We start from the raw sequence: 24,909 nt of genomic DNA, 5'->3' as shown, positions 1-24,909 counted from the left end.
GGTCTAGTGTCTACACCAAAGCTTTTTATTGAATAAATGTGTGATATTCGTGGTAATGCGGATTTCGGTCAAGCGCCTCTTGGCAGTCTTCACATATCGTCAAAACATGGACATCTCCATTTTCTTTATAAGAAATCATATCGTTTCTTTCCTCATTTGTTAAGTGCTGAAATCCAAGTGAGTCTGTCGATACCATTGAAGATTCGAGACTGCCTACTTTCACTCCGCAATGACGACAATAATAATGCAAAGCCATACAAGGGACCTCCTGATGAAAAAGTCATTTTGGTGTAGTATGGACTTTGTTGTTTCATTTTATACCTTTGCGTTAAATTCGTTCATGACTTCTAAAAACGGTTTACTCAGAGAAGCCTCACAAGCCTTCACAGATTTATCAACCGCTTCCCCGATCTCAGGTGCCTCCTCCTTGGTAAAGGAGCCTAACACATAATCAACGACCTTCATGCCGTTTACAGGCCGGCCGATTCCGATGCGGATCCGGTCAAACTCGGATGTACCAAGATGTTGGATCAGTGATTTGATGCCGTTGTGCCCTCCGGCGCTTCCTTTCGTTCTTAACCGAATCTTGCCAGTCGGAAGGTCGAGATCGTCGTAAATGACTGTCAAATCTTCGTTATCGACATCATAGTAATCCATTAAAGGCCGCAAACATTCTCCTGATAAATTCATATATGTAAGCGGTTTAACAAGTAGAACCTTTTTGCCGGAAACAAATCCGGTTCCGTATAATCCGTTAAATTTATTTTGATTCAGCTCTATATTCCATTCCTTTGCAAGCTGATCTATCACCATAAATCCGACATTATGCCGTGTATTTTCATAGTTCTTCCCCGGGTTTCCGAGACCGGCAATCACTAGCATGGCGAATCCTCCCTTAGTCACATAACTCCCGTCTTCATAAACGGGCTATAATTCTTCTCATTCTAGCACAAAAGACGTAACCGCGGGAGGGTTACGCCTTAAGCTATTATTGTTCTTTGTTTTCACCTTCAGGCTGAGCATCAGCAGATTCCTCTTCATCGATCTCAGCTGTTTCCTGCTGCTGCGGAGGAAGGATAGAAGCCACGACCTCATCTGAATCATGATGAAAGGAGTAGTCACCGCCAGCAGGCAAATCCGCGATCGTCAGTACTTCATTTACATCGAGATTAGAAATATCAGCCTCAATCGTTTGCGGAATGGCTTTTGGCTTAGCCTTTACAGTAAGTGCATATAGCGGCTGCTGCAATACGCCTCCGTTTTTCACACCAATGGCTTCTCCGGTCAGATGAATCGGAACTTCCACTTCAATGTCCTCACTCATATTGACTACTTGAAAATCAGCATGAGTGATTTCATTTTTCAGCGGGTCCGTTTGCAGGTCTGTCACCATGACAGAGTGTTTTTCTCCGCTGACCTCAAGCGTAATGACTGCATTTTTGCCTTCGTCCCTCAGCGTTTTGATCAGCTCCACACTGTCTAATGACACTGGTTTGTTGCCAGTATCCTTCCCATATATGATACCTGGAACATGTCCTGAAGTACGGATATTCCGAAGAGATGAACGAGTAAAGTCCGTTCTTTCTTTTGCCGTTAAAGTTGCCATATTCAGCACCATCCTATTATCGTTTTAATTGTCCTATTACAAACAATACCCATAACGATTAGGATTTAAACCTCAAAAAACGGTTTAGCTGAACAGATAGCTGACTGATTGCTGCTCATGAACGCGAATAATCGCTTCAGCCAGAAGCGGTCCGACTGAAAGCTGCTTAAAGCGTTCAATTTTCTTTTCTTCAGGAAGCTTGATGCTGTTTGTCACAACGAGCTCTTTAATTGTTGAATTATTAATTCGTTCAACCGCAGGGCCTGATAGTACAGGGTGTGTACAGCATGCATATACTTCTTTCGCTCCGTTTTCTACGAGCGCATTAGCAGCAAGTGTAATCGTACCTGCAGTATCAATAATGTCATCGATGAGGATAGCAGTCTTCCCTTCGATATTACCTACAATATTCATAACTTCCGCCACGTTTGGACGCGGACGGCGTTTATCGATAATCGCAATCGGCGCTTTTAGTCGGTCAGCCAGTTTGCGGGCACGTGTCACACCGCCGTGGTCTGGTGAAACAATGACGATATCTTCAAGGTTTTTGCCTTCAAAATATTCTCCTAAAATCGGAACACCCATTAAGTGGTCAATCGGTATATCAAAGAATCCTTGAATTTGCGGCGCATGCAGGTCGAGTGCAATCACACGAGTCGCACCAGCTGTTTCAAGCAGGTTAGCGAAAAGTTTAGCTGTGATTGGCTCACGGGATCTTGCTTTTCTGTCTTGACGCGCATAACCGTAATAAGGAATAACAATGTTAATCGTTTTTGCAGAAGCGCGTTTTAACGCATCTACCATAATCAGCAGTTCCATAATATGCTCGTTAACGGGGTCACTTGTAGACTGGATGATGTAACAATCACATCCGCGAATACTTTCTTCGATATTAATTTGGACTTCCCCGTCACTAAATCTTGTGACAGAACATTTCCCTAATTGAACTCCAACTATATCTGCGATTTCTTTTGCAAGCTCTGGATTCGAATTCAAAGAAAAAATCTTTAAATTCTTATCTCCGTATTGATTAGACATGGATAAACCTCCGAATTTAGGATTATTTTTTATGAATATTTTTCACATAATCGTCTTTATTAACTTGTCTCGCTCTAGCAATAGCAAGCGCTTTTCCAGGTACATCTTCCGTAACAGTTGAACCTGCCGCCACATAAGCGCCTTCTCCGACTGTGACAGGGGCAACCAAGTTGGAGTTGCAGCCGATAAACGCGCCATCTTCAATTTTTGTCAAATACTTATTCTTCCCATCATAATTGACAGTAATTGAACCGCAGCCTAGGTTTACATCAGTGCCTACCTCAGCATCACCGACATAGCTTAGATGAGATGCCTTGCTTCGGTCTCCGAATTGAGTCTTTTTAATTTCAACAAAGTTGCCGATCTTCACTTCATTCCCGATGACAGAATCAGGTCTGATGTGAGCAAAAGGTCCTATGTTTACATCATTCCCCACTTTACTGTGATTGACTACCGATTGTTTAATAACCGTACGGCTGCCGATGGAACTATTCATAATCTCCGTATGAGGGCCAATTATCGTATCTTCTCCGATTTGCACCTCACCTTTAATCACCGTTCCAGGATAAATCACAGTATCGCTTCCGATAACAGCGTTGGGAGAAATATACGTATTCATCGGGTCAATCAACGTCACGCCATTTTGCATATGCCGTTTATTAATACGCTCTTTCATAAATTGTTCTGCTTGAGAAAGAGCAACTCTATCATTAACTCCGAGCGTTTCTTGGAAATTACCAGTCTGGTAAGCGGCAACAGTTTCGCCTTCATTTTTAAGAATCTCTATGACATCCGGCAAATAATACTCGCCTTGGGCATTATCATTAGACACCTGATCAATAGCCCGGAATAGCGCTTCATTGTCAAAACAATACGTACCGGTATTAATCTCAGTTACAAGACGTTCTTCTTCAGAGGCGTCCTTATGCTCAACGATTTTTTGAACCGCTCCGTTTTGGCTGCGAATAATGCGGCCATACCCGGTTGGATCTTCTGCAACCGCAGTTAAAATCGTAGCTTTCGCTTCTCTTTGTGTATGTTCTTTCAGCATCTCTTCCATCGTCTCTGCTGTTAAAAGCGGCGTATCTCCGCAAATGACAATCGTGACGCCTTTTTCGTCAGCAAGAAATGGCTGTGCCTGTTTTACAGCATGAGCAGTGCCAAGCTGTTCTGCTTGAAGCGCGTACTCGCTTTTATCACCAAGCTGCTTTTTCACTTCTTCCGCACCATGTCCGACAATCGTGACAAGCTTCGATAAAGATAATTTTAAGGCTTCGTCCACGACGTGCTCTACCATAGGCTTACCGCAAACTGGATGAAGGACTTTATAAAGCTTCGATTTCATTCTCGTTCCTTGTCCAGCCGCTAAAACAACTGCAAACCGCTTATCCATTTATTGGCCTCCAATATCCCTTTTATCCATAGAAAAATATATCCTAAATATCTTCTGATTTCAAGGAGACTTCATGAAGTGCAAGAATTTTCTATTGAGTGCAAATACGTTTGAAAAATCAGAATTAAAAAAGGACCGCCGGCAAAAGGCTTATGTCAGCCCTTTCAGCAGTCCTTGCTTTTTGGTTATTTTTTAAGAAGCTCCAGCTTCTTCGAATTCTAATGCTTCAGTGTCACCCAGACGATGATACTCATTTAACACGGCATCTTGAATCTTTCCTCGCGTGCTTGAATTAATAGGATGAGCAATATCGCGGAACTCTCCATCAGGGGTGCGTTTACTCGGCATCGCAACGAAAAGACCATTGTTTCCATCAATCACACGAATATCATGTACAACAAATTCGTGATCCAGCGTGATGGATGCAATCGCTCTCATGCGACCATCGGTATTCACGCGGCGTAATCTTACGTCAGTAACTTCCACAGTAGTTCACCACCTTTTCCCTATATAAAAGCATTAGTGTATCAATTCCACGATTTTCTCTGAAATCCTGCTCGTTTTTAAAATATTTTTTGAAAAAATAGGATATAGTTACACAATTAGGTCATATCGCTTTTATTTCGGGCATAAGGTAAATAAAAAAGTGATCCCGGGCACTCCCAGAATCACTTTTCTTATTATTTTACCAATGCAATAACTTCAATTTCGACTAGCGCATCCTTCGGGAGTCTTGAGACTTCCACACAAGATCTCGCCGGTTTGTGAGTGTCAAAATATTGTCCGTACACTTCGTTTACTTCCGCAAACTGTTCCATATCCGCGATAAACACAGTTGCTTTTACAACTGTTTCAAAAGAAGCACCCGCTTCTTCCAGAACCGCTTTTAAGTTGCTGAATACTTGATGAGTCTGCTCCTTAATATCTCCGTTCACCATTTCGCCTGAAGGAGTCAAAGGAATTTGGCCTGAGCTGTAAAACATATTGTTGACGATAATCCCTTGTGAATAAGGCCCAATTGCCGCTGGGGCATGTTTTGTGTGGACTGCTTTTGTCATGATTCTGTCTCTCCATTCTTTAAAAGCTTGTCTTTAAAAAAACGCAGAAAATTGCCATTCTGAATTTCAATGGACTTCTCTTTCATGTTGATGGTTGAAAGAGTAAGAAGTGACATATATTCATCAACAAGACGTTCATCTACTCCTTCGGCCTCTACTAAGACGCCGATTCCCGCCACATTTGCGTTAAACTCATCCAACAGGTTAATCATACCATTTATTGTGCCGCCTGCTTTCATAAAGTCATCAATAATGAGTACGTTTGAACCCGTTTTCATGCTTCTTTTCGCAAGTGACATTGTTTGAATGCGGTTTGAGGAGCCTGAAACGTAATTAATGCTGACTGTGGAGCCTTCTGTTACCTTATTGTCTTTACGAACGATCACAACAGGCACATTCAAATAGCTCGCAGCTGCGTACGCAAGAGGGATGCCTTTCGTGGCAACAGTCATGACAACATCAATATCGCGCTCAGCAAACACGGAAGCAAAAAGCTTCCCTACCTTGGAGAGTACAGATGGCTTTCCTAAGATATCCGTTAAATATACATAACCGCCCGGAAGGATACGTTCAGGATTTGCCAGCGACTGTCCAAGAGTCTGCACAAACTCTTCAGCTTCAGCCTGCTTCATTTTCGGAATATATTTTACGCCTCCGGCAGCACCGGGAACAGTAAGCAAAGTACCGATCCCCTGCTGTTCAAAGGTTTGTTTAATAATTGTTAAATCTTCACTGATCGATGATTTTGCAGATTCATACCGCTCAGAGAAAAAGGTTAGCGGTATTAACTCGTGCGGATGGGTTAACAAGTAATTTGTTAAGTCCACCAATCTGCCGCTGCGACGAAACTTCATGAACTTACCCCCAAAATCCGAATATTTTAAGATCAATATAACTTAACATACGGATTTAATCAAGAGCGTTCTGTTCGCCGATCATTCTCACCGCATAAACTTGATCGCAGAAGCCTCTTAACCCGTTATAAATTCTCTGCACCTTCGACTCATACTGAACCAGTCCAAACACTGTCGGACCGCTCCCGCTCATTAACACGGCATCTGCACCAAAGCGTTTCATCTGGTTTTTGATCATCGCGACTTCAGGATGCAGATCAAGCGTAACAGATTCGAGCACATTGCCTAAACGGCTGCACATCTTCTGAAAACTCTTTTCCTCTATCGCCTCGATCATGCCTTGTACATCGGGATGCTCTATGTCATCCAGTTTCAGCGCTCTGTACACTTCAGCAGTTGAAACACCGATTGTCGGCTTCGCTAAAATGACCCAGCAGTGCGGAGGCGTGCTGATATGTTTAATTTTCTCGCCGCGCCCTGTTGCAAGTGCAGTTCCTCCATAGACACAAAATGAAACGTCGGAGCCAATTTCCGCTCCAAGCTCAGCAAGCGTTTCCGCAGAAAGATTTAAATTCCACAGTCTGTTCAGCCCTCTGAGCGTCGCCGCCGCATCACTGCTTCCGCCGGCAAGACCGGCAGCCACCGGAATTACCTTCGTAATCATGATGGAAACTCCCTTTTTCACGTTGTATCTGTCCTTGATCAGCTTGGCGGCCTGATAAGCTAAGTTTCTTTGGTCATCAGGCACAAAACGGTTGTGGGAGGAAACCCTCACTTCATCCTCTGCCAGCTCCGTCAATTCAATTCGATCAGCTAAATCAATTGTCGTCATGATCATTTCGACTTCATGATAACCATCCGGGCGTTTTCGGGTGACGTCAAGTGACAGATTGATCTTGGCTGGCGCTTTTTCTAAAATACGCATAGCTTTCACCTACTTCTCCATCTAAACATAAGTATGAACATTGTATCACATTTGAAGTACAGGATGAACATATCCATATTCAGCCCATTATGTATTTATATCCAATATAAAAAACCGGGGAACGGCACGTCCCCCGGGTCACATCCTTATCGGTTATTATGATTCTGAGCCATTTGCTGTTCAGCGATTTCAATGGCGCGCTTTACCATATTACCAGCATCGCGGGCCCGAATTTCGCCCCAACCGCCATTTTTTACTGTGTCATAAAAACCAAGGTCCTTAGCCAGCTCATATTTAAACTCATCTGACATAACTCCACGACGTCTGCCCAAACGAAACAACCCCTTTTTTAGAAGTGATAGCCATTCGTGCACGTCACGATAATATGTGACCGTTTTATCTTTTGTTAAATCAAATGGAACTTTCGTTAAAATTACTGGAAACCAAAAAAAGGGCAAAACAAAAAGCAGTAAACAAAAGGTTCACTGCCCGTTAAAATGCCACTGAGCTTGCTGCGTCATCATTAAATGTCAGCTCAACAGTCTCAGTCAAAATATCAGCATAACTGTATGAAACTCTTTCAAACGAGTTCTCGTCTTGATCTAGTTGTATCACAAAAACAGAAGGGTACGTCTCAGCTAAAATGCCCGAACGCTCAATCGTTTTTCGGCGGCCACCGTTTGCTTTTAACGTTAGCCTTTTACCTAAATTCCCATCAAGCGATCTTTTAATATCGGACAACGTCTTCGCCATTGCATCCACCTCACTACATTTATTGTACAACACGAGCCCATTTTTGTCAAATAAAATTTAAATTATATCAACGTTAATAAGACGTTGTCAATAAAATTATTTTGACAAAATTCTATGATTCCTCAATTATGTTCCGCAAGTTTCGGTAAATTATGTATCATTATGCAAAATAAAAAACCCGCATAGATCTACTATGCAGGTTTTCAACTGTTAATTGGACTTATAAGGCATGCCAATTCTCAGTACTCCTCTTGTTTCAATACCTCCAAGCCCTTTCTCTCTTGTCAGCGTATTACGAAGCACTTCCCATACATTGATCCGTTCCATAAACGGTGTAAAGCTGATCTTCGCGACGATATATACCGGATCAAGCGCATGAATATTTACTCTTGATGGTGAACTCGCAAAATTTGCACCCGCTCTGATGAGTGATTCAAAATGGGATTGGCAGGCCCCCGCAAAAATAACAAGCTGATCTAAGTGAGGGATCTTTTTTCGGGCTTTATGAACGGTTTCAACAAAGTGCTTAGAATGTCTGTACGCGTTCAAATCATCAATGCCGCCCTTTTGCTTCGAATACGCATCATGCCCTGTGATCACCAGGATATCTGGTCGATATTTGTCGAGCAATTCTTCAATAGAAGCAGACATTTTCTTTTCGTGGCAATGGATGCCATAGACCGGCACTCCAATTTTTTTATAGACATTCAGGCATTTTTTCAGATATGCTTCGTCACCATCCAGATGAAGCACTTTGCCAGGCATATGGAAATAATGCTCCTGATGCTGATATTGGCTTGTCGCAAAGTACTCCTGCTTTTCTCTAAGCAGCTTATAATCCTGGCGGAGCAATTCGAGCGACTCATTCATCCTGCTCTCATCTTTCTTTTTCCGCATCATCTGCTCATCCTTTTTCACTGCCACCAGATCAGAAAAATCCGAATCAGCAATCAGCCTGACTTCATCTCCATGCAAAATGGCAATTGAATTTCCTTTGCTTGTTTGCTCTATTCCTATAATTCGAAACAAAACATCCATCTGATAGGATTTTCTGGCTACCATATCCCCTATTTGAAATTGCACGTTCCTCACTCCACACATAGACTAAGCCTCATCATGAAAGAAAGAGCCTTGAGAAAGCGCCTTTTTTCGCTGAGTCCAAGTTTTTTCTTATCATTGAATGAAAGGTCCTTCTCTAGCCTATGTAGCGGCAGTCCATGTGGTGCGCAAAACAAAAAGCCCTTTTAGAAAAGGGCTTTATACAATCCGTTAGACAGCGCTGCGAACTCCTCGATAGACAGGGATTCACCTCGGCGTTTGCCGTCAATATTTGTTTCTTTAAGCACTTGCTCAATCGTTGATTTTTGTGCTTTTCCTTCAGGCAGATTGTTAACTAAGTTATTGAGCAGCGTTTTACGGCGCTGTGCAAAGCTTGCCTTGATGAGCTGAAAGAAAAAGGATTCGTTTTCTACATCCACTGCCGGGCCGTCTCGGAGAATCAGACGGATGACTGCGGAATCGACATTAGGCTGAGGGACAAATACGGTTTTCGGAACGATCATCACCGTTTTGGCTTCTGTATAAAACTGCACCGCGATTGAAAGCGAGCCGTATTCCTTAGATGAAGGATCAGCCGCCATGCGCTCAGCCACTTCTTTTTGCAGCATGACCACAATCCCTTTCAGCGGAAGATGCTCTTCAAGCAGTTTCATGATAATCGGTGTTGTTACGTAATAAGGAAGGTTGGCTACTACCATGATCTCATCGCAGTCTTGAAATTGTTCTTCAATGACCGATTTGACATCAGCCTTTAACACGTCCTGATGAATGACAGTGACATTGTCGTAAGGTGACAGCGTGTCCTTCAGAATCGGCAGTAAACGCTGGTCAATCTCAAATGCCACGACTTTTTTCGCCCGCTTGGCAAGCTGTTCGGTTAAAGCACCGATTCCTGGGCCGATTTCAATGACACCTGTTTTCTCCGTCACTTCTGCGTGATCGACAATTCGGTTTAAAATGTTCGTATCAATTAAGAAATTCTGTCCTAAGCTCTTTTTAAAAGAAAAACCGTATTTCTTCAATATCTCTTTCGTTCTAATCGGTGTCGCAATATCTTTATTCATTCTGTTCCTCCCGCATAACGGTATCGAGCGCACTCATAAAATCACTTTTTTTAATTTGAAACATTTGCAGCCGTTTTTGAAGTTGTTTGCCATTTGTATAGCCGATTTTCAACAGATCACCCAGTCGTTCGCGGCGGCGTTTGGCCGCAGATCCGCCTATTAGTCCGGCATGAATCAAATCCTCAGCCGAAATCTCACTCGGCTGCGCTTCCATCTCTTCATGGACATTTTCTAAACATGCCCTAATGCTTTCAACCGATGCATGCTCCACACCAATTCCCCGCTTGTTTTTAGGTTTGGCAAGGTGCTTTGGCAAAAATGCATGCTTACAGCCGGGTACAGCCTCTGAAATGGTTTTGCGGATCTTCTCTCCCGGAAAGTCCGGATCCGTTAAAATAATCACGCCTCTGGTCTTCTGAGCCAAACGGATTTGGTCAATCACATGATCGTCGATAGCTGAACCATTTGTTTCAATTGTGTCTGCATCAACAGCCAATTTGATGCGGGCCGTATCGTCACGCCCCTCGACCACAATGATCTCTTTTATTTTCATTATTTCCTCCAAGACAAAATAAAAACTTTTGTATATTTATGAAACTTTTTCTTATGTCGAGCGTCTAATAAGCATAAAATACACTTTGTCTATTATAACGAAAAAAACAGAGGGCGCAAAACCCTCTGAATCATAAGTATATATTAATTTAAGACTTTAATTTTGACTGTTTTATTTCCCCATCGGTACGCCGATGATTTCTCTGGGAAAAAGACGTCTATTTTGTTCCCTTTAATCGCTGAACCAGTATCTGCAGCAATGGCATATCCATAGCCTTCCACGTGGACTTTGGAGCCTAGCGGAATGACATTGGGATCCACAGCGATGACTTTGGCATTCGGATTATTTTTTAAATTGACGCCTGTCGCTGTATGTCCTGAACAGCCGCTGCAACTTGCCGTATAAGCCGTAGAAGATACAGTCATGACTTTTCCTGATGATTCATTGCTGCGGGACACAACTGTTTTTGAATCACCTGAAGCGCTGACCTTTTCAACTTTTGGACTGCTCTGCTTTGTGCCGACAGCAATGACTTTATCTTTGCTTTGTTCAGCTGTTTCTTCTTTTACAAGCTCTCTGGACACTTCTTTGCCGTTTTCTTTAACGACCTCGAAATGTTTCTTAAGCTTGCCTTCTTTTCCTTTTTGGACGACCTTTTCTTCCCCTTTTTCAAGAGAAGCGTCTTCTTGCTTTTTCACATCGAATGCAATCTTCTCTTCAACTACATCGGTGACCTTTTCGATACGAGTAATTGTAATATCAGCCTTTCCTTTCGTCAGCTTTGCATCTAACGCAGGCTTGATTTTATCTTCGTCTTTTATGTGCATCTTTTGCTGTTTTAAAAAGTCAGCGACCGTAGTCGAAGTCGTCCAGATCTTCTTTTGTTTTCCTGCATCATTCACAGTAACCTGAAATGCGGGCTCTATGTTAATCTTCATGTCTTTCGAAATATCTGTATCTATTGCGGGATCAACTTGATCTTGTTCTTTCACATCAACATCTTGTTCGTCCAGTAATGCACCGACCGTTTTTGCTGTTGACCATAATGTCTTTTCTTCCCCGTTTATTGTAAGCTTCACAGGTTTTGCAGCCTCATACACAACGTCCATATCTGCTGTTATCTTTGTCTGTTTAGCAGGTGTGATCTTGTCTTCGTCTCTTGTCTTGATATCAAGCGTCTCCAAAAGATCACTGACTGTACTTGCATGTGTGCGTATATGTTTCTTTTTGCCATTGATAGAAACTGAGACTGATTGTTTCGTCAGCTCATGAGCCGCGTACGCAGTCCCGCTTCCTGCCAAAAGCAAACAAGCAGCAACCAGAATGACTTTGCTTTTGCTAAGCTTTACGGAAAACAGCTTTTTCATTTTTTGTGTGATGAAAAACGCCTCCTTCTCCTCGGAGAGATTATATAGAGTATCTAAAAGGCTGTCAACCCTCCCTTCTCTTTCTCCCAAAAGCTCAGTGTCTTCTTCATTATCCTGAAATACACTGAGAAACGGAAGAAAGACTTGTCGACAAACCTATCCTATGAGGAGAAGAAAGCATGTAGAACTTTTATAGAAAAACGCTGTAAGGGACAAGCTCTTACAAAACCCGCTAGCGTTTTTTGTCAGTTTATACGGAAAAGTCTTTTCGCATTTTCAGTCGTGATTGAGGCAATCTCCTCAAAGGTCATTTCTTTTAATTCGGCGATTTGTTCTGCCACATATTTCACATAGCTCGGTTCATTTCTTTTCCCACGAAAAGGGTGAGGCGTGAGAAACGGGCAGTCCGTTTCAATCAGTAACCGGTCATTCGGAATTTCCTTCACTACTTCCTTCGGTTTCTTCGCGTTTTTGAATGTCACCGGCCCTCCAAATGATAAATAAAAATTCATTTTCATGCATTCTCTTGCCACTTCCACACTTCCTGTAAAGCAGTGCATGATTCCGCCCACAGCTTCTGCGCCTTCCTCTTTCAGAATAGTCACGACATCCTCCGTTGCATCACGGTTATGAATGATAATAGGCAGATTGACCTCTTTCGCTAAGGCAATTTGTTTTCTAAACACCTCTTTTTGAATGTCTTTAGGTGATTTATCCCAGTGATAATCAAGTCCCATTTCACCTATTGCTACCACTTTTTCATGAGCAGAAAGCTCTTTAATCCATGCTAAATCTTCCTCTGTCATGTCAATCGCGTCAACAGGGTGCCAGCCGATGGCTGCATAAATAAAATCATATTCCTCAATCATTTCCATCGCACGGGTAATCGTTGGCCGGTCAAAACCAACTACGACAATTCGTTCAACTTTTTCAGCTTTTGCCCGTTCAATAACCTCTTTCAGATCATTATCATATTGTTCCGCATTTAAATGCGCGTGTGTGTCAAACAACATAAGTGAAAAACTCCTTTCTTGTCGAAACACAAAAGGTGTTCGACGAATTGTTACACGTGAAACACCTTTTGTTTATCATTATTTAATTCTTGCGCCTTTTGGTAATGACTGATCGATAGATACGACTTTTAAGACGCCGTCTGCCTCCCCTGCAAGGATCATACCTTGAGAAAGCTCGCCTCTCAGTTTAACCGGTTTTAGATTTGTTACACAAACGAGTTTCTTTCCAACAAGCTCTTCAGGCGTATAATGCTTCGCTATGCCAGATACCACTTGGCGCTTTTCAAAACCAAGATCCAGCTGAAGCTTCAATAACCGGTCTGCTTTTTTCACTGGCTCTGCCTCAATGACCTCAGCTACGCGAAGCTCTACATCCATGAATTGATCAATCGTAATTTCAGGTAAACGATCGACCTCTTGCGGCTCTTCTTCTTTTGTTTCTTCTTTCGCTGGTGCCGAACCTTGCATTTTCCCTTTGATATAAGCAATTTCTTCCTCTGCCTCTAAGCGTGGGAACAACGGCTCGCCTTTTTGTACTTTTGTATCTTTCAGCTGGCCGAAAGCTGTAATGCTGTCCCAAGCTTTTAAAGATTCATCAGTAATGCCCAACTGCTCGAACATTTTTTCCGGTGTTTTTGTTAAGAATGGCTGAAGCAGTACCGCTGAAATACGCAATGATTCAGCGAGATGGTACATAACGGATCGCAATTCTTCTTCTTTTGCCGGATCTTTCGCAAGCACCCATGGAGCTGTCTCATCAATGTATTTGTTGGTGCGGCTGATGAGCTGCCATAAAGTCGAAAGTGCTACCGAGAATTCCATGTTTTCCATTGCTTTCTCATAAGCTTTCACTGTTTCTTCAGCAACCGAAGTGAGCGTTTGGTCAAATTCCGTAACAGCACTTTTGTAAGAACCGATCTGTCCGTCAAAATACTTATTGATCATCGCAACAGTACGATTCAATAGGTTTCCTAAATCATTCGCTAGATCATAGTTGATCCGCTCAACAAATCCTTCCGGCGTGAATACACCGTCAGATCCGAACGGCACTTCGCGAAGCAGGTAATAGCGAAGCTCGTCTAACCCATAGCGTTCAATTAATGTAACCGGATCTACAACGTTTCCTTTTGATTTCGACATTTTTCCGTCTTTCATCAAAAGCCAGCCATGAGCGAATACTTGCTTTGGCAGAGGCAGATCCAGAGCCATCAGCATAATTGGCCAGTAAATCGTATGGAATCGTACAATCTCCTTACCGACTAAATGAACATCGGCAGGCCAATATTTTTGATACAGCTCATCATTTTCTGTATCATAACCTAGTGCTGTTAAATAGTTAAATAGTGCGTCAATCCAAACATATACAACGTGCTTTGGATTTTCCGGCACCTTTACGCCCCAATCAAAAGTGGTACGTGATACTGCCAAATCCTCGAGTCCAGGCTTGATAAAGTTATTAATCATTTCGTTTTTGCGTGATTCCGGCTGGATGAAGGTCGGATTTTCTTCATAGTATTTCAAAAGACGATCCGCGTATTTGCCCATACGGAAGAAATAAGACTCCTCTTTGATCAATTCAACTGGGTGACCGCTGTCAGGGCTTTTTCCGCCGATGACCTCTCCCTTTTCATTCCGCTCGATATCAACAAGCTGCGTTTCCGTGTAGAACGTTTCATCAGGGATGCTGTACCAGCCTTCATACTCATCAAGATAGATGTCCCCATTATCAAGAAGCTTTTGAAACACCTTTTCAATGACAACTTTATGCCGTTTTTCTGTCGTACGGATAAAGTCGTCGTTTGAGATTTCAAGCTGCTTCCACAGTTTTTGAATATCTGCCGCTGCGCGATCCACATACTCCTGAGGTGTAATGTTTTCCTGTTCAGCTTTTTGCTGAATCTTTTGTCCATGCTCGTCCGTTCCCGTTAAATAGCGAACATCGAACCCTTTTAATCTTTTATAGCGTGCCATTGCATCTCCCGCGACTGTCGTATATGCATGGCCGATATGTAATTTTCCGCTCGGATAATAAATCGGTGTTGTAATGTAAAAAGTATTGTTTTCTTGCGGCATCTTGAAACCTCCTAATCAGAATGTCAAAAAGCTCCCGCCCAAAGGACGAGAGCGGCGATAAGTGCAAATCATATATGCATATTTTTTATATTTATCCTTTATCTATGATACCATCTTAGCCTTTAAGATCAAGAATATATACATATGCCCTGAAAAAGAATAATTAAAATTAAAAATCTTTAATGAAAATAAAAAAAGTCTGTTCGTGTCGAATTTTGTCGTATATAATCAAATGAAATAAAAAACTTTGGTTCGAAAGTCTTGATTTAAAAGGATTTTTAGTAGGATAATAGCTTTATTAAATATTTATAAAATGCTGTTATTTCGGTAGTTTCCAAGACATTACTGACTATAAGAACTAATTCTTACAATCAATAGTAAACAAAATGATTGACGATTATTGGAAACCTTGTTATGCTATGAAGGTAAGGATTTTGTCGAATAATGACGAAGAAAAATATAATTTAAACAAATAAGTATCTCTTGGGAGGAGAATGTTTATGAAATCTACTGGTATTGTACGTAAAGTTGATGAATTAGGACGTGTAGTTATTCCTATCGAATTGCGTCGTACTCTCGGAATCGCAGAAAAAGATGCTCTTGAAATTTATGTTGATGATGAAAAAATCATCCTTAAAAAATATAAACCAAACATGACTTGCCAAGTAACTGGTGAAGTTTCTGATGATAACCTTAAACTTGCAGGCGGTAAATTGGTTCTTAGTAAAGAAGGCGCTGAGCAAATCATCAGCGAAATCCAAAACCAGCTTCAAAACCTTAAATAATCATTTCTTGTACAAAAAACGTTCTTGTTATGACACAAGAACGTTTTTTTATTGCTTAATATGGTAAGCATCGTACATTTCACGCTTTGGTACATTGCGATCGACTGCTGCTTTTTTAATGGCTTCTTTAGAAGTAGCGCCTTTCGAGATGTAATGCTCGACATGTTCTTTCGCAGTGAGGGTTTCCCACCATTGTTCTTCCTCATCTGCTTCTTCATTATTACTTCCTTCTACGACAAGACAAAACTCGCCGCGTATCTGATCCTCGTTTGCCCATTCGATGACCTCGGATATCGTTCCTCGGATAAACTCTTCATATTTTTTAGTGAGTTCACGCGTTACGGCAATTTCTCGATCCCCTAATATCTCTGCCATCGCTGACAAGGTTTCCTTCAATCTGTGAGGCGCTTCATAAAAAATGATCGTTTCCCGCCGTTTTTTAAGGGCTTCCAGCTCCTTCTTCTTTTCTTTTTTCTGTCTGTTGAGAAAACCGTAAAAGAAAAAAGGCTGCGGTACAATACCTGAAGCAATAAGAGCTGTTAATGCAGCGTTGGCTCCCGGCAACGGAACAACATAACCGCCTATATCCGTAAAATCTTTCACGATTTCAGCTCCAGGATCAGAAATTGTCGGCAGACCGGCATCACTGACAAGAGCAATGTTTTTTCCCGATTTCAGCCATTCAATAATTTTGTGCCCGCTGCTTTCTTTATTGTGTTCATGATAGCTGACCAGCGGTGTTTCAATTTCATATACATGACAAAGCTTTTTCGTTTGCCTCGTATCTTCCGCAGCAATCGCATCCACTGATTTCAGCGTATCGATCGCCCGGAATGTCATATCCTCTAAATTTCCGATTGGGGTTGGGACCAAGTAAAGAATTCCCATGTCCGACTTTCCATTAAAGCTCATTTGGCGCCTTAACATATACAGCCTCCTTGCTGTTCCGCTTTTCTTCTATATAAAGCTCTTTTTTCTTTCGAGTTAGTTTTTTGAAATAATATTCAGCCTGCATAGCTTCCCGTTTGGTATCGAAAGCTTCAGCAAAAATCAATTCAACCGGACGTCTTACTTTTGTATACTTTGCGCCCTTTCCGTCATTGTGTGTTTTCACCCGTTTATGCAGATCGTTGGTATACCCGGCATACCAGCTATTGTCCCTACATTTCACGACGTAGAAGAAATGATTATTTGTCTCCATATAAAATGGTCCTGATCTCTTTTGTGTATTCATTTTGTTCATCATAAACGAACAAAGGAGGAAGAATTTTCAAATCTGGACGCCCGCCTTTGATTCCTTCAACCAAAATGGTATTGGCTTCTTTCCCTTGCTTCGGATAGACAAATTGCACACGCTTTGGCTCAATTTGATAAGCCTTCATCAGTTCAAAAATCTCCAGAAGCCGTCCCGGCCGGTGAACAAGCGCTGCTTTTCCTCCTTGTTTGAGCAGCTTGCTGCTGACTGAAATGACATCCTCCAGTGTGCAGTGAATTTCATGTCTTGCAATTCGGAGATGCTCGTTCATGTTTTGTTCAGTTTGTTTCGGCGTTTTAAAATACGGCGGGTTGCAGGTGACAACATCATATCGATTATGTCCAAGTTTCTCCGGCATGTTTTTCAGATCATCATGTATGATCTGAATCTGACCCTGCAGCTTATTGTACTCCACACTGCGAATAGCCATATCATGCAGCCTTTCTTGAATTTCGACTCCAAGAATGTCTGCTTTTGATCTTGTACTGAGCAGCAGCGGCACAATGCCATTGCCGGTGCACAAATCAACAATTTTTCCTTTTTGTATCGGAACGTACGCAAATTTGGACAGAAGCACAGCGTCCAATGAAAAAGCAAACACCGTTGGACTTTGTATGATTTTCATGTCCTCTGCCAGCAAATAATCTAATCTTTCATCATCACGTAATGAAACCATCTTCTTATCCTTTCAGTACCTTTGAAAAAGGCTCCCGTCTTATGCGGAAGCCTTTTCCCTATTTTTTATTTAAGAATGACAGACAGAAAAGACAATCTTCTTTTCGAACACTTCCATAGTGGACATTGCAGATATGAAATCCTTCTTGATACAGTCGTGCCAGATTATCATATCCTTCCCCTATATCAGTTTGCTCTGTCTTCTGTGTTTTTGATTCTTTTTTATCAGCTTTGAACTTTTCAATCTGCTGCGTCGTATCGTCCAGCCGTTTGCGCAAATGCTTGTTTTCAAGCTGTAAATGATGATTTTCCTCAATCATCTCACCGATATGCTGCTTCAAATCCCCCAGCTGCCGGTACAGTGAACCAATTTGTTCTTCTAAGTTAATGACTGTATCAAATAACTCTTTTTTATCCAAGGTTCCACACCTCGTTAATCTGTGGTTTGTGCGGATACGACGCCCTCTTCCAAGAGCTCTTCCCAAGTATATTCTATCACTTTTTCACGGTTTATCAGTTCCACCTGAAGCACCCGTTCCAGAATATTTAGTCCGACGACCTTCGCGGGACCGTTTGCTGTCGTAATCATTTCTCCAATATCCGGAAGCTGTTCTTTTGCGGTCTCATACTCATCGTTCTCATATTTTAAACAGCACATCAAACGTCCGCAAAGACCTGAAATCTTCGTAGGATTTAAAGACAAGTTCTGATCCTTGGCCATTTTAATGGAAACGGGTTCAAAATCTCCAAGAAAAGTTGAACAGCAAAGCATTCTTCCGCAAGGACCGATTCCTCCGAGCATTTTCGCCTCATCCCTCACTCCGATTTGGCGCAGCTCAATTCTTGTCTTAAAGATAGAAGCCAAATCCTTTACAAGCTCTCTAAAATCCACTCGGCCGTCAGCAGTGAAGTAAAAAATGACTTTATTGCGATCAAACGTGAATTCAACATCGACCAGCTTCATATCCAAGCCATGTTCAATCACTTTCTTTTGGCAGATATCAAATGCTGATAGTGCTTCTTGTTTATTCTCTTCTACAATGAGAAGATCACGCTCGTCAGCCACACGTATCACTTTTCGAAGGGGAAGCACCACATCATGCTCATCCACCTGTTTATTTGCAATCACGACCTGGCCGTACTCAACGCCTCTGACAGTTTCTACAATTACGCAGCTGTCATGTTCTATATGAAATCCATTCGGATCAAAATAATATATTTTACCCGCTTTCTTAAAGCGGACACCAATTACATTGTACAAGCTTATCCCTCCTGCAACATTAACACCAAGTGCTCCATTAATCCTTGTACATTCACATTGGAATGAAGCCGTTTCTTTGCTTCTAAAACAGCAAGTATCTGATTCGTAACGCTTTGTTGTGTTGATTGTAGCGCATGCTGTTTTATTGATTGGAATAAGTCTTGATAAATCAATTTATCTTCATTTCCTATTTGGATGGACAACACATCACGATATATCAATAAGAGCATATCAAGACCCATTTCTTGATGGGTTTTTTCTTTGAAAAAGGGCATCCATTGATCTTGAATAAAGAAAAAAGCATGTCCTTTCCGCTGGTGTAGGACTTCATACAATTTTATCACTTTCGCTCTAGACTCTGCAAACTCATCATTTCGACTTAATTCGACTGCTTCTGCCACATTATTGGTCATGTTGGCCAGAAGCCTTGCCATATGAGGCGAGACGTCCTGTTCGATCAGTCTGTCTTCAATTGCTTTTGGCTGCAAAGGTTGAAAGGGAAGGGTTTGGCATCTTGAAATGATGGTATCCAATAACCTTTGGGGCTGCTCAGTGATGAGGATGGCCATTGTGTCTTTATTCGGTTCTTCTAAAAATTTCAGCAGGCTGTTCGCCGCATTTGCTGTCATTTGATCTGCGTGCGAAATAATATACAGCTTTTTATGCGATTCAAGACCAGTCTTAGAAAACTCTTCTTGCAACGCTTGAATTTGCGCCTTTTTGATCGATAAGCCATCAGGCTGAACAAGATGGAGATCGGGATGGTTCCCCGACTCTATCCGTTTACAGTTTCGGCAGCTCTCACAAGGCTCCGCGCCATCCTCCAAACAAAAGAAGCTTTTTGCAAGAAGCAGCGCGGCATCAAGCTTGCCTGTTCCTTTTTTCCCCTCAAACAAATAAGCGTGTGATAATCTGTCCTTCTCAATACTATTATATAAAAGCTTCATCACTCTGGGCTGAAGCTCGTTCATTTCCTTCCATGATATTGCCATTGTATCACTCTCTATGTGTAAAGGTTAATCAATAAACCTTTTATTTCGCCAATACGCTCCAGCAAATCAATTGCCGGTTTTTCCTGATCCATCATCTCTTCTGTAAGCTGTATCAATTTTTCATCTATTTCTTTCACAAGTCCCAGCGTTCTGCTGTTCCCGTAAAGATCAAAGCTTTTCGACGTTTCATGTGAAAGGCCGCTGTCCACAGCTTCTTTGACAAAACGTTTCACAAGTCCTTTAAATCTCGCTAAGTCTTTAAAGTTCCGCGATTTCGTTAGCCTTTTTCCAAATGCCTCTATGTCGGATAACAGCCTGGTAAGCTGATCAAGCTTCAATTTGCTGCTTTGGTTTTCCATTGATGTTTTAAATGATGCTGTGATCTCAGATGTTTTCACAGAGGGAAGCTGCTTATTATCTATAAATGTACGTATATCTTTATTAATTTTCACAGTTTCAAATCCTTAAAATTGATGAAATTCATCGACTGGAAGGACAAATACTGTCGCTCCGCCAACTTCAACTTCGACTGGATAAGGGACATAAGAATCAGCATTTCCGCCCATTGGAGATACAGGGGCAATCATTTGGTCACGTTTCTGTCCGTTTTCTTTAATGAGACTCAACGCTTTATTGACGCGTATATCCTCAACACCAATCATAAACGTTGTATTGCCTGATTTAAGAAATCCTCCCGTCGTCGCAAGCTTTGTGACCCTGAAGTTGTGATCCGTTAAGGTTTTCAAAAGTCTGTTGCTGTCCTGATCTTGTACAACTGCCACTATCAATTTCATCTGTGAAGGCCTCCTTTAGATTGGAAACAACATGATCTCGTTTACATTATTATATCAACTATTGGGAAACAGGTCACAATTGAATTTTTTTCAATGCTTCATTGATCACCTTTAGAACATCCTGAACGACGAGGTCTTTAGATTGCCCGGCATCAACTGAATGGAATCTTTCCGGAAATCGTTTCATCAGCTCTTGATAACCTTCCTGTACCTTTGTATGAAAGTCCAGTTTTTCTAAATCGAGCCTATTTTTCTCCCGTGAGCCGTTTGCATAAATACGCTTCAGTCCTTCTTCCGGATCAATTGAAAAATAAACCGTTACATGGGGCATCATATCTCCAATGGCAAATTCATTAATGGACAGAACCTCATCGATTCCAAGTCCTCTTGCATATCCTTGATACGCAAGCGAACTGTCTATGAATCTGTCGCAAAGAACGACATGCCCCTCTTCTAAAGCAGGTTTTACTTTTTCAACTAAATGCTGGCGTCTCGCAGCCGCATATAAGAGAGCTTCTGTTTTTGGGTCCATTAATGTGTTGTTCTCATTCAGAATAACCTCTCTAATTTGTTCTGCAATATCTATTCCGCCCGGCTCTCGAGTTGCCATAACCTGAAGGCCTTCAGCTGACAGTATGTTTTTGATTTCCTGGAGAACAGTTGTTTTCCCCGCCCCTTCAGGACCTTCGAATGTAATAAATAAACCGCTCATGATTTCTCCTCTTCTATATAAACAAGTAGTTGTTTCTCTTTGATTTTCATATTCCCTTGAACATGCGTTTTCATGCTGATCAAACGGCTGAGCTTTTGTACACTTTCTTTTGTTATTCTTTCTCCCGCCATAATCATCGGGATACCCGGAGGATAAGGGATGATATCCTCTGCATTCAGCCGGCCTGCTGCTTCCCCAAAGTCCACATATTCTTTCTTAAACGAAAGTAAGACCTTTTTTGGATAAGGCAAGACAGTAACAGGCTGCGCTCCCCATTCTAAAGGAACAAACGGCTGATCCGGAGGCGTTTTCTCAATCTCCTCATCAATGCTTCTAATGGTTTCAGCGTTTATTCTCCGTTTTCCTCCCAGCGGGAGAACGAGCAGTACTTGATTTTCGTCAGCAAGCTCAGTGAATATGTTGGCACGCTCTAATATGCTTTGCAGTGTATAGCCAGAATGCCCGCGTTTTGAACGAATGGTAAGCTTCAGCGGGTCCGCTATAACCTGTGTATTAGCAGGGTTAACAGCTTCTGCATTTGTAAGTGAATCAAACGTTTGTTTAAGTGTTTGTATTCGCTGCAAAATGTCAGGAAGCTTTTGTTCTTCTATAATATGCTGTACATAAGCACGGGCAATGTCTAACGAAGCCATAATCGGATAAGACGGGCTGCTGCTTTGTAATCGGTTTAAATACTCTGCCACCCGATCCCTGTTAACTCTGCAGCTGCTGTTGAGGTGCAAATAAGAGCCCATCGTCATGGCAGGCAACGTTTTGTGGGCCGACTGAACAACAATATCTGCCCCCATTTTTAAAGCTGAGACTGGAAAAGGCTCTCCTAAAATAAAATGTGCGCCATGTGCTTCGTCCACCAAAACAGGAATCCCGTAATGATGGGCCTCCGTAATGATTTCGGTCAAATCAGCACTATGTCCATAATATGTGGGATTGGTCAGTACCAAGCCTTTCGCATCAGGATATGCTGCCAAGGCTTCTTTAATTGTACCAAGCGGAACATGCATAGGCACATGCATCGCTGGATCAACGTCAGGTGCGAGATAAACCGGCTCTGCACCAGCCAAATCAACAGCATGAAATACAGACTTATGACAGTTTCTTTGAACCAAAATTGTATCACCAGGTTCACAAACAGATAAAATCATCGCTAAGTTTCCGACAGTCGTACCGTTCACCAGAAAAAAACTTTCGGCCGATTCATATAATTGACTGACAAGCTCTTGCGCTTCCTTAATTACCCCGGAAGGATGATGGAGATCATCCAGCCCTGCCAGTTCAGTTACATCAATGGTGAGAAGAGGATCGAATATTGACTTGGCGTCATCAAAAAAGACATCTCCATTGTGATGTCCCGGAACATGAAATGAATGAGAATTTCTTCTCGCATGTTGAATTAATGCTTTATATAAAGGTGTGTTCATGAAAACAATCCTTTGAATGTGTCTTCTTACACTTTATTATATCGTGCCTCTGACAGAACTTAAAGCCAGACTTACTGGTAACTATCTTTCCTTTATTGTAAGCAGCTTTTGCTTTAGGTCGCCTTCCATCATCATGAGCTCTTCTTCTGCCTGACGGCGTTTGATTCGTCCTTCTTCTTGTATAGTCAATGTTTCTTCAAGCGTGCTTATTAAGCTTTCCTGCACCTTTTTTAAGGTATCTATATCAACTAGGCCTCGTTCATTTGCCCGTACGGTTTCAATTGTATTGGTTTTTAAAAGCTCCGCATTTTTCAGCAAAAGCTCATTGGTTGTATCCGATACTTTCTGCTGTGCATCCACTGCATTCCGCTGCCTTAAAAGTGTCAGTGCGATCGCAACTTGATTTTTCCAAAGCGGAATCGCTGTCACAATGGATGACTGGATCTTTTCAGCTAACGCTTGGTTTGTATTTTGAATCAGTCTGATTTGCGGAGCACTTTGGATTGTAATTTGCCTGCTAAGCAGCAAATCGTGCACTCTTTTATCTAATCGGTCAGCAAATTGCATCAAATCATTTACTTCTTGAACGGCCATTTGGTTATGATCACTCGATTCAGCCTGTTGCTTCAGTTCAGGAATTGTTTTTGTTTTTAATTCCTCCAGCTTCAGTTCTCCTGCAGCAATATAAACATTCAGCGCTGCGAAATACTCTTTATTTTTTTCATATAACTGCTCTAATAGCTTATTGTCACTGATTAAAGCATTTTTAGAGTGCTCCAGCTTCAAGCTGATTTTGTCTATCTGCACGCTGGTCTTTTGATATTTAGACAGCACCTCTTGAAGAGAATTTGATACTCTTCCAAACATGCGTGCCAAAAAACCCTTTTTCTTAGATTGAAGATCATCAGGATTTACTTGCTCCAGCTTTTTCATCAGCTCTCCAAGTATTTCGCCAATCTCTCCGACATCCTTCTTTTGAACATGGTTAATCATATCATGAGAAAAGTTCAGCAGTTTAGACTGAGCTTGTGAACCGTATAAGACAATGCTTTGCATATTTTTATGATCAATCTGGCCAGCAAGCTGAATTGCTTTTTCCTTGTTTTCCTCAGGAAGAACATCAACAAGCCGTACTTGCTCTTTCTCTGCTTTTACAGCCTCGGAACCTGATATCTCTATATCACCACCAAAAGGGTCTGCCAATAATTCATCTATATGAAGGTCGCTTTGATCTCGGTTCATCGCTTTTACCCTCTTCCATTATTTCTTTAATGAATGTTTTGCTGCATCTAATTCAAATTGCAACTCGTCAATTTCATCACCCATTACTTGAGTTAAATCTTCCTCTAAACGCTTGGTCAATTCAGTAAGAGTGATGCGTGTCTCACTTAACGACATCGACAATTCTTTGCTTTTTTTCGGGTGAGATGATAGAAAAGCATACTTCTCTGTCAATTCAACAACCGAATCGAGAGTTTGATAAAAAAATCGCTCTGCCTGATAAAACCGCTTTGGCTCTTTTTTGGTTAGCAAATAAATCCTTCTGACAAGCCTAAGGATTTCCGCATTTTGCTTAAACATTTGAATGCTTTTAGCCTGAAACAATGCTTTTCTAAGACGTATGATTTTCCGCCTTGCTTCCTCTAGGTTTTCCTTAATGTAAGCATACTCTCTTCCTGTCAATTCATGCTTTTTAAGAAATAACCGTCTTGCATTCCAGATACCTGCTGTGTATACGACTGCTCCTGAAGCAAGCCCATAAACAAGAGATAAAAAAAGCGACTGATTTAAACCGAAAAAGCACAATATCCCTATGAAAACAAAAGTCGCACTGCTAGTTAAACTCCACATTAAAAAGTGAAAAAATCTCTGCATGAGATAATCGACTCCTGTGTCTATACTCAGTTTTAATATTATTATCTACTACGTTCAATTCTTAAACAAGTTTCATCTTCTTTTTATTATGAAGCGTACAAAAAAAGACCTTTTCAGGTCTATGAATATAATGGCGGTGTATGAATGCTCTTTAGTTTTTTCACGTAAAAGGCATATTCAGGATCAGAAGTTGATGTAGAAATTACTTTTCTCTCACAATCTAAGCATATGAATTTCGTATAAAGATGAATGCCTCTATTCTTCTCTTGATCACAAATCACACATGTATGATTAAGTTTAGCTGTTTCGTCCACCTTCTCCACCTCCGTACAATTAGCCTCCCCTTAAAATGGCTATTGTATACA

At 41.6% G+C, this 24,909-nt stretch carries 31 protein-coding genes; 1 reads left to right on the top strand and 30 read right to left on the bottom strand.

Annotation, left to right across the window (positions count from 1 at the left end; all coding sequences use genetic code 11):
- Positions 1-25 precede the first annotated feature (25 nt).
- From fin to metG, 17 genes are all read right to left on the bottom strand, one after another.
- The gene (gene fin, locus JQX68_RS00330; protein WP_003243417.1) at positions 26-256 is read right to left on the bottom strand and encodes an anti-sigma-F factor Fin; all 231 of its coding nucleotides are present in this window, start codon (positions 254-256) and stop codon (positions 26-28) included.
- 59 nt (positions 257-315) lie between these two features.
- Complete coding sequence (pth, locus tag JQX68_RS00325) at positions 316-882, bottom strand: aminoacyl-tRNA hydrolase (RefSeq protein ID WP_040081067.1); 567 nt, start codon at positions 880-882, stop codon at positions 316-318.
- Positions 883-988: 106 nt separating this feature from the next.
- Positions 989-1,606, bottom strand: coding sequence for a 50S ribosomal protein L25/general stress protein Ctc (locus tag JQX68_RS00320; protein ID WP_147773096.1), 618 nt, complete (start codon positions 1,604-1,606; stop codon positions 989-991).
- A gap of 84 nt (positions 1,607-1,690) precedes the next feature.
- Positions 1,691-2,644, bottom strand: a complete 954-nt coding sequence (locus tag JQX68_RS00315) for a ribose-phosphate diphosphokinase (RefSeq protein ID WP_003218353.1) — start codon at positions 2,642-2,644, stop codon at positions 1,691-1,693.
- 22 nt (positions 2,645-2,666) lie between these two features.
- Positions 2,667-4,037, bottom strand: coding sequence for a bifunctional UDP-N-acetylglucosamine diphosphorylase/glucosamine-1-phosphate N-acetyltransferase GlmU (gene glmU, locus JQX68_RS00310; protein WP_147773095.1), 1,371 nt, complete (start codon positions 4,035-4,037; stop codon positions 2,667-2,669).
- Positions 4,038-4,229: 192 nt separating this feature from the next.
- Positions 4,230-4,523: a septation regulator SpoVG gene (gene spoVG, locus JQX68_RS00305; protein WP_003218346.1), complete on the bottom strand. Its 294-nt coding sequence runs from the start codon at positions 4,521-4,523 to the stop codon at positions 4,230-4,232.
- A 194-nt stretch (positions 4,524-4,717) separates the two neighbouring features.
- Positions 4,718-5,095, bottom strand: coding sequence for a 2-iminobutanoate/2-iminopropanoate deaminase (ridA, locus tag JQX68_RS00300; RefSeq protein WP_147773094.1), 378 nt, complete (start codon positions 5,093-5,095; stop codon positions 4,718-4,720).
- Positions 5,092-5,949: a pur operon repressor gene (purR, locus tag JQX68_RS00295; protein ID WP_147773093.1), complete on the bottom strand. Its 858-nt coding sequence runs from the start codon at positions 5,947-5,949 to the stop codon at positions 5,092-5,094. Before purR ends, ridA begins: the two co-directional genes overlap by 4 nt.
- A 55-nt stretch (positions 5,950-6,004) precedes the next feature.
- Entirely contained in the window at positions 6,005-6,874 is an 870-nt protein-coding gene (gene ispE, locus JQX68_RS00290; RefSeq protein WP_040081072.1) for a 4-(cytidine 5'-diphospho)-2-C-methyl-D-erythritol kinase, read from the bottom strand.
- A gap of 146 nt (positions 6,875-7,020) precedes the next feature.
- Positions 7,021-7,206: a small, acid-soluble spore protein, alpha/beta type gene (locus JQX68_RS00285; protein ID WP_040081073.1), complete on the bottom strand. Its 186-nt coding sequence runs from the start codon at positions 7,204-7,206 to the stop codon at positions 7,021-7,023.
- A gap of 160 nt (positions 7,207-7,366) precedes the next feature.
- Complete coding sequence (gene veg / locus JQX68_RS00280) at positions 7,367-7,627, bottom strand: biofilm formation stimulator Veg (protein WP_003218330.1); 261 nt, start codon at positions 7,625-7,627, stop codon at positions 7,367-7,369.
- A gap of 210 nt (positions 7,628-7,837) precedes the next feature.
- Positions 7,838-8,710: a sporulation-specific protease PrtG gene (gene prtG, locus JQX68_RS00275; protein ID WP_040081075.1), complete on the bottom strand. Its 873-nt coding sequence runs from the start codon at positions 8,708-8,710 to the stop codon at positions 7,838-7,840.
- Between the two features lie 161 nt (positions 8,711-8,871).
- Complete coding sequence (rsmA, locus tag JQX68_RS00270) at positions 8,872-9,750, bottom strand: 16S rRNA (adenine(1518)-N(6)/adenine(1519)-N(6))-dimethyltransferase RsmA (protein ID WP_040081077.1); 879 nt, start codon at positions 9,748-9,750, stop codon at positions 8,872-8,874.
- The gene (gene rnmV, locus JQX68_RS00265) at positions 9,743-10,303 is read right to left on the bottom strand and encodes a ribonuclease M5 (RefSeq protein WP_014662481.1); all 561 of its coding nucleotides are present in this window, start codon (positions 10,301-10,303) and stop codon (positions 9,743-9,745) included. The genes rsmA and rnmV overlap by 8 nt, the downstream gene beginning before the upstream one ends.
- A gap of 143 nt (positions 10,304-10,446) precedes the next feature.
- The gene (locus JQX68_RS00260) at positions 10,447-11,760 is read right to left on the bottom strand and encodes a ubiquitin-like domain-containing protein (RefSeq protein ID WP_147773092.1); all 1,314 of its coding nucleotides are present in this window, start codon (positions 11,758-11,760) and stop codon (positions 10,447-10,449) included.
- 155 nt (positions 11,761-11,915) lie between these two features.
- On the bottom strand, positions 11,916-12,683 hold the full coding sequence (locus JQX68_RS00255; protein ID WP_147773091.1) for a TatD family hydrolase: 768 nt from the start codon (positions 12,681-12,683) through the stop codon (positions 11,916-11,918).
- 78 nt (positions 12,684-12,761) lie between these two features.
- A complete protein-coding gene (gene metG / locus JQX68_RS00250; protein WP_147773090.1) occupies positions 12,762-14,756 on the bottom strand; it encodes a methionine--tRNA ligase in 1,995 nt (664 codons plus the stop codon).
- 494 nt (positions 14,757-15,250) lie between these two features.
- Here metG and abrB point away from each other — a divergent pair, with 494 nt between their 5' ends.
- On the top strand, positions 15,251-15,541 hold the full coding sequence (abrB, locus tag JQX68_RS00245; RefSeq protein WP_003226760.1) for a transition state genes transcriptional regulator AbrB: 291 nt from the start codon (positions 15,251-15,253) through the stop codon (positions 15,539-15,541).
- 48 nt (positions 15,542-15,589) lie between these two features.
- Here the strand turns inward: abrB and rsmI are convergent, their stop codons facing one another.
- The 13 genes from rsmI to csfB all read right to left on the bottom strand — a co-directional run bounded on the left by rsmI (position 15,590) and on the right by csfB (position 24,858).
- The gene (gene rsmI, locus JQX68_RS00240) at positions 15,590-16,468 is read right to left on the bottom strand and encodes a 16S rRNA (cytidine(1402)-2'-O)-methyltransferase (RefSeq protein WP_014662478.1); all 879 of its coding nucleotides are present in this window, start codon (positions 16,466-16,468) and stop codon (positions 15,590-15,592) included.
- A complete protein-coding gene (locus JQX68_RS00235) occupies positions 16,443-16,742 on the bottom strand; it encodes a GIY-YIG nuclease family protein (protein WP_014662477.1) in 300 nt (99 codons plus the stop codon). The genes rsmI and JQX68_RS00235 overlap by 26 nt, the downstream gene beginning before the upstream one ends.
- The gene (locus JQX68_RS00230) at positions 16,729-17,472 is read right to left on the bottom strand and encodes a tRNA1(Val) (adenine(37)-N6)-methyltransferase (protein ID WP_040081085.1); all 744 of its coding nucleotides are present in this window, start codon (positions 17,470-17,472) and stop codon (positions 16,729-16,731) included. The genes JQX68_RS00235 and JQX68_RS00230 overlap by 14 nt, the downstream gene beginning before the upstream one ends.
- 58 nt (positions 17,473-17,530) lie before the next feature.
- Positions 17,531-17,890, bottom strand: coding sequence for a replication initiation-control protein YabA (gene yabA, locus JQX68_RS00225; protein WP_003218308.1), 360 nt, complete (start codon positions 17,888-17,890; stop codon positions 17,531-17,533).
- A 14-nt stretch (positions 17,891-17,904) separates the two neighbouring features.
- Positions 17,905-18,732 carry a competence/sporulation regulator complex protein RicT gene (gene ricT / locus JQX68_RS00220; protein ID WP_003226767.1) on the bottom strand — a complete coding sequence of 276 codons (828 nt, stop codon included), beginning with the start codon at positions 18,730-18,732 and terminating at the stop codon, positions 17,905-17,907.
- A 2-nt stretch (positions 18,733-18,734) separates the two neighbouring features.
- Positions 18,735-19,724, bottom strand: coding sequence for a DNA polymerase III subunit delta' (gene holB / locus JQX68_RS00215; RefSeq protein WP_014662475.1), 990 nt, complete (start codon positions 19,722-19,724; stop codon positions 18,735-18,737).
- Positions 19,725-19,735: 11 nt separating this feature from the next.
- The gene (locus JQX68_RS00210; protein ID WP_014662474.1) at positions 19,736-20,176 is read right to left on the bottom strand and encodes a YaaR family protein; all 441 of its coding nucleotides are present in this window, start codon (positions 20,174-20,176) and stop codon (positions 19,736-19,738) included.
- A gap of 12 nt (positions 20,177-20,188) precedes the next feature.
- The gene (gene darA / locus JQX68_RS00205) at positions 20,189-20,518 is read right to left on the bottom strand and encodes a cyclic di-AMP receptor DarA (protein ID WP_003242755.1); all 330 of its coding nucleotides are present in this window, start codon (positions 20,516-20,518) and stop codon (positions 20,189-20,191) included.
- 73 nt (positions 20,519-20,591) lie between these two features.
- Complete coding sequence (gene tmk / locus JQX68_RS00200) at positions 20,592-21,230, bottom strand: dTMP kinase (RefSeq protein WP_134976566.1); 639 nt, start codon at positions 21,228-21,230, stop codon at positions 20,592-20,594.
- Complete coding sequence (locus JQX68_RS00195; protein WP_205440454.1) at positions 21,227-22,669, bottom strand: aminotransferase class I/II-fold pyridoxal phosphate-dependent enzyme; 1,443 nt, start codon at positions 22,667-22,669, stop codon at positions 21,227-21,229. Before JQX68_RS00195 ends, tmk begins: the two co-directional genes overlap by 4 nt.
- An 81-nt stretch (positions 22,670-22,750) precedes the next feature.
- Complete coding sequence (locus JQX68_RS00190) at positions 22,751-23,911, bottom strand: toxic anion resistance protein (RefSeq protein ID WP_069150724.1); 1,161 nt, start codon at positions 23,909-23,911, stop codon at positions 22,751-22,753.
- Between the two features lie 18 nt (positions 23,912-23,929).
- Positions 23,930-24,544: a 5-bromo-4-chloroindolyl phosphate hydrolysis family protein gene (locus tag JQX68_RS00185; RefSeq protein WP_014662470.1), complete on the bottom strand. Its 615-nt coding sequence runs from the start codon at positions 24,542-24,544 to the stop codon at positions 23,930-23,932.
- Between the two features lie 119 nt (positions 24,545-24,663).
- A complete protein-coding gene (csfB, locus tag JQX68_RS00180; RefSeq protein WP_014662469.1) occupies positions 24,664-24,858 on the bottom strand; it encodes an anti-sigma-G factor in 195 nt (64 codons plus the stop codon).
- Positions 24,859-24,909 lie beyond the last annotated feature (51 nt).

It is taken from the genome of Bacillus sp. LJBS06, assembly GCF_016924995.1.
Lineage (GTDB): Bacteria > Bacillota > Bacilli > Bacillales > Bacillaceae > Bacillus > Bacillus stercoris.
This window is presented reverse-complemented; position numbering and strand designations above follow the sequence as displayed.

Excerpts from the sequence above, each read along its gene's own strand:
- fin (WP_003243417.1), bottom strand. The coding sequence starts at position 256 with ATGGCTTTGCATTATTATTGTCGTCATTGCGGAGTGAAAGTAGGCAGT.
- pth (WP_040081067.1), bottom strand. The coding sequence starts at position 882 with ATGCTAGTGATTGCCGGTCTCGGAAACCCGGGGAAGAACTATGAAAAT.
- JQX68_RS00320 (WP_147773096.1), bottom strand. The coding sequence starts at position 1,606 with ATGGCAACTTTAACGGCAAAAGAAAGAACGGACTTTACTCGTTCATCT.
- JQX68_RS00315 (WP_003218353.1), bottom strand. The coding sequence starts at position 2,644 with ATGTCTAATCAATACGGAGATAAGAATTTAAAGATTTTTTCTTTGAAT.
- glmU (WP_147773095.1), bottom strand. The coding sequence starts at position 4,037 with ATGGATAAGCGGTTTGCAGTTGTTTTAGCGGCTGGACAAGGAACGAGA.
- ridA (WP_147773094.1), bottom strand. The coding sequence starts at position 5,095 with ATGACAAAAGCAGTCCACACAAAACATGCCCCAGCGGCAATTGGGCCT.
- purR (WP_147773093.1), bottom strand. The coding sequence starts at position 5,949 with ATGAAGTTTCGTCGCAGCGGCAGATTGGTGGACTTAACAAATTACTTG.
- ispE (WP_040081072.1), bottom strand. The coding sequence starts at position 6,874 with ATGCGTATTTTAGAAAAAGCGCCAGCCAAGATCAATCTGTCACTTGAC.
- veg (WP_003218330.1), bottom strand. The coding sequence starts at position 7,627 with ATGGCGAAGACGTTGTCCGATATTAAAAGATCGCTTGATGGGAATTTA.
- rsmA (WP_040081077.1), bottom strand. The coding sequence starts at position 9,750 with ATGAATAAAGATATTGCGACACCGATTAGAACGAAAGAGATATTGAAG.
- rnmV (WP_014662481.1), bottom strand. The coding sequence starts at position 10,303 with ATGAAAATAAAAGAGATCATTGTGGTCGAGGGGCGTGACGATACGGCC.
- JQX68_RS00255 (WP_147773091.1), bottom strand. The coding sequence starts at position 12,683 with ATGTTGTTTGACACACACGCGCATTTAAATGCGGAACAATATGATAAT.
- metG (WP_147773090.1), bottom strand. The coding sequence starts at position 14,756 with ATGCCGCAAGAAAACAATACTTTTTACATTACAACACCGATTTATTAT.
- abrB (WP_003226760.1), top strand. The coding sequence starts at position 15,251 with ATGTTTATGAAATCTACTGGTATTGTACGTAAAGTTGATGAATTAGGA.
- rsmI (WP_014662478.1), bottom strand. The coding sequence starts at position 16,468 with ATGTTAAGGCGCCAAATGAGCTTTAATGGAAAGTCGGACATGGGAATT.
- JQX68_RS00235 (WP_014662477.1), bottom strand. The coding sequence starts at position 16,742 with ATGGAGACAAATAATCATTTCTTCTACGTCGTGAAATGTAGGGACAAT.
- JQX68_RS00230 (WP_040081085.1), bottom strand. The coding sequence starts at position 17,472 with ATGGTTTCATTACGTGATGATGAAAGATTAGATTATTTGCTGGCAGAG.
- holB (WP_014662475.1), bottom strand. The coding sequence starts at position 19,724 with ATGGCAATATCATGGAAGGAAATGAACGAGCTTCAGCCCAGAGTGATG.
- darA (WP_003242755.1), bottom strand. The coding sequence starts at position 20,518 with ATGAAATTGATAGTGGCAGTTGTACAAGATCAGGACAGCAACAGACTT.
- tmk (WP_134976566.1), bottom strand. The coding sequence starts at position 21,230 with ATGAGCGGTTTATTTATTACATTCGAAGGTCCTGAAGGGGCGGGGAAA.
- JQX68_RS00195 (WP_205440454.1), bottom strand. The coding sequence starts at position 22,669 with ATGAACACACCTTTATATAAAGCATTAATTCAACATGCGAGAAGAAAT.
- JQX68_RS00190 (WP_069150724.1), bottom strand. The coding sequence starts at position 23,911 with ATGAACCGAGATCAAAGCGACCTTCATATAGATGAATTATTGGCAGAC.
- JQX68_RS00185 (WP_014662470.1), bottom strand. The coding sequence starts at position 24,544 with ATGCAGAGATTTTTTCACTTTTTAATGTGGAGTTTAACTAGCAGTGCG.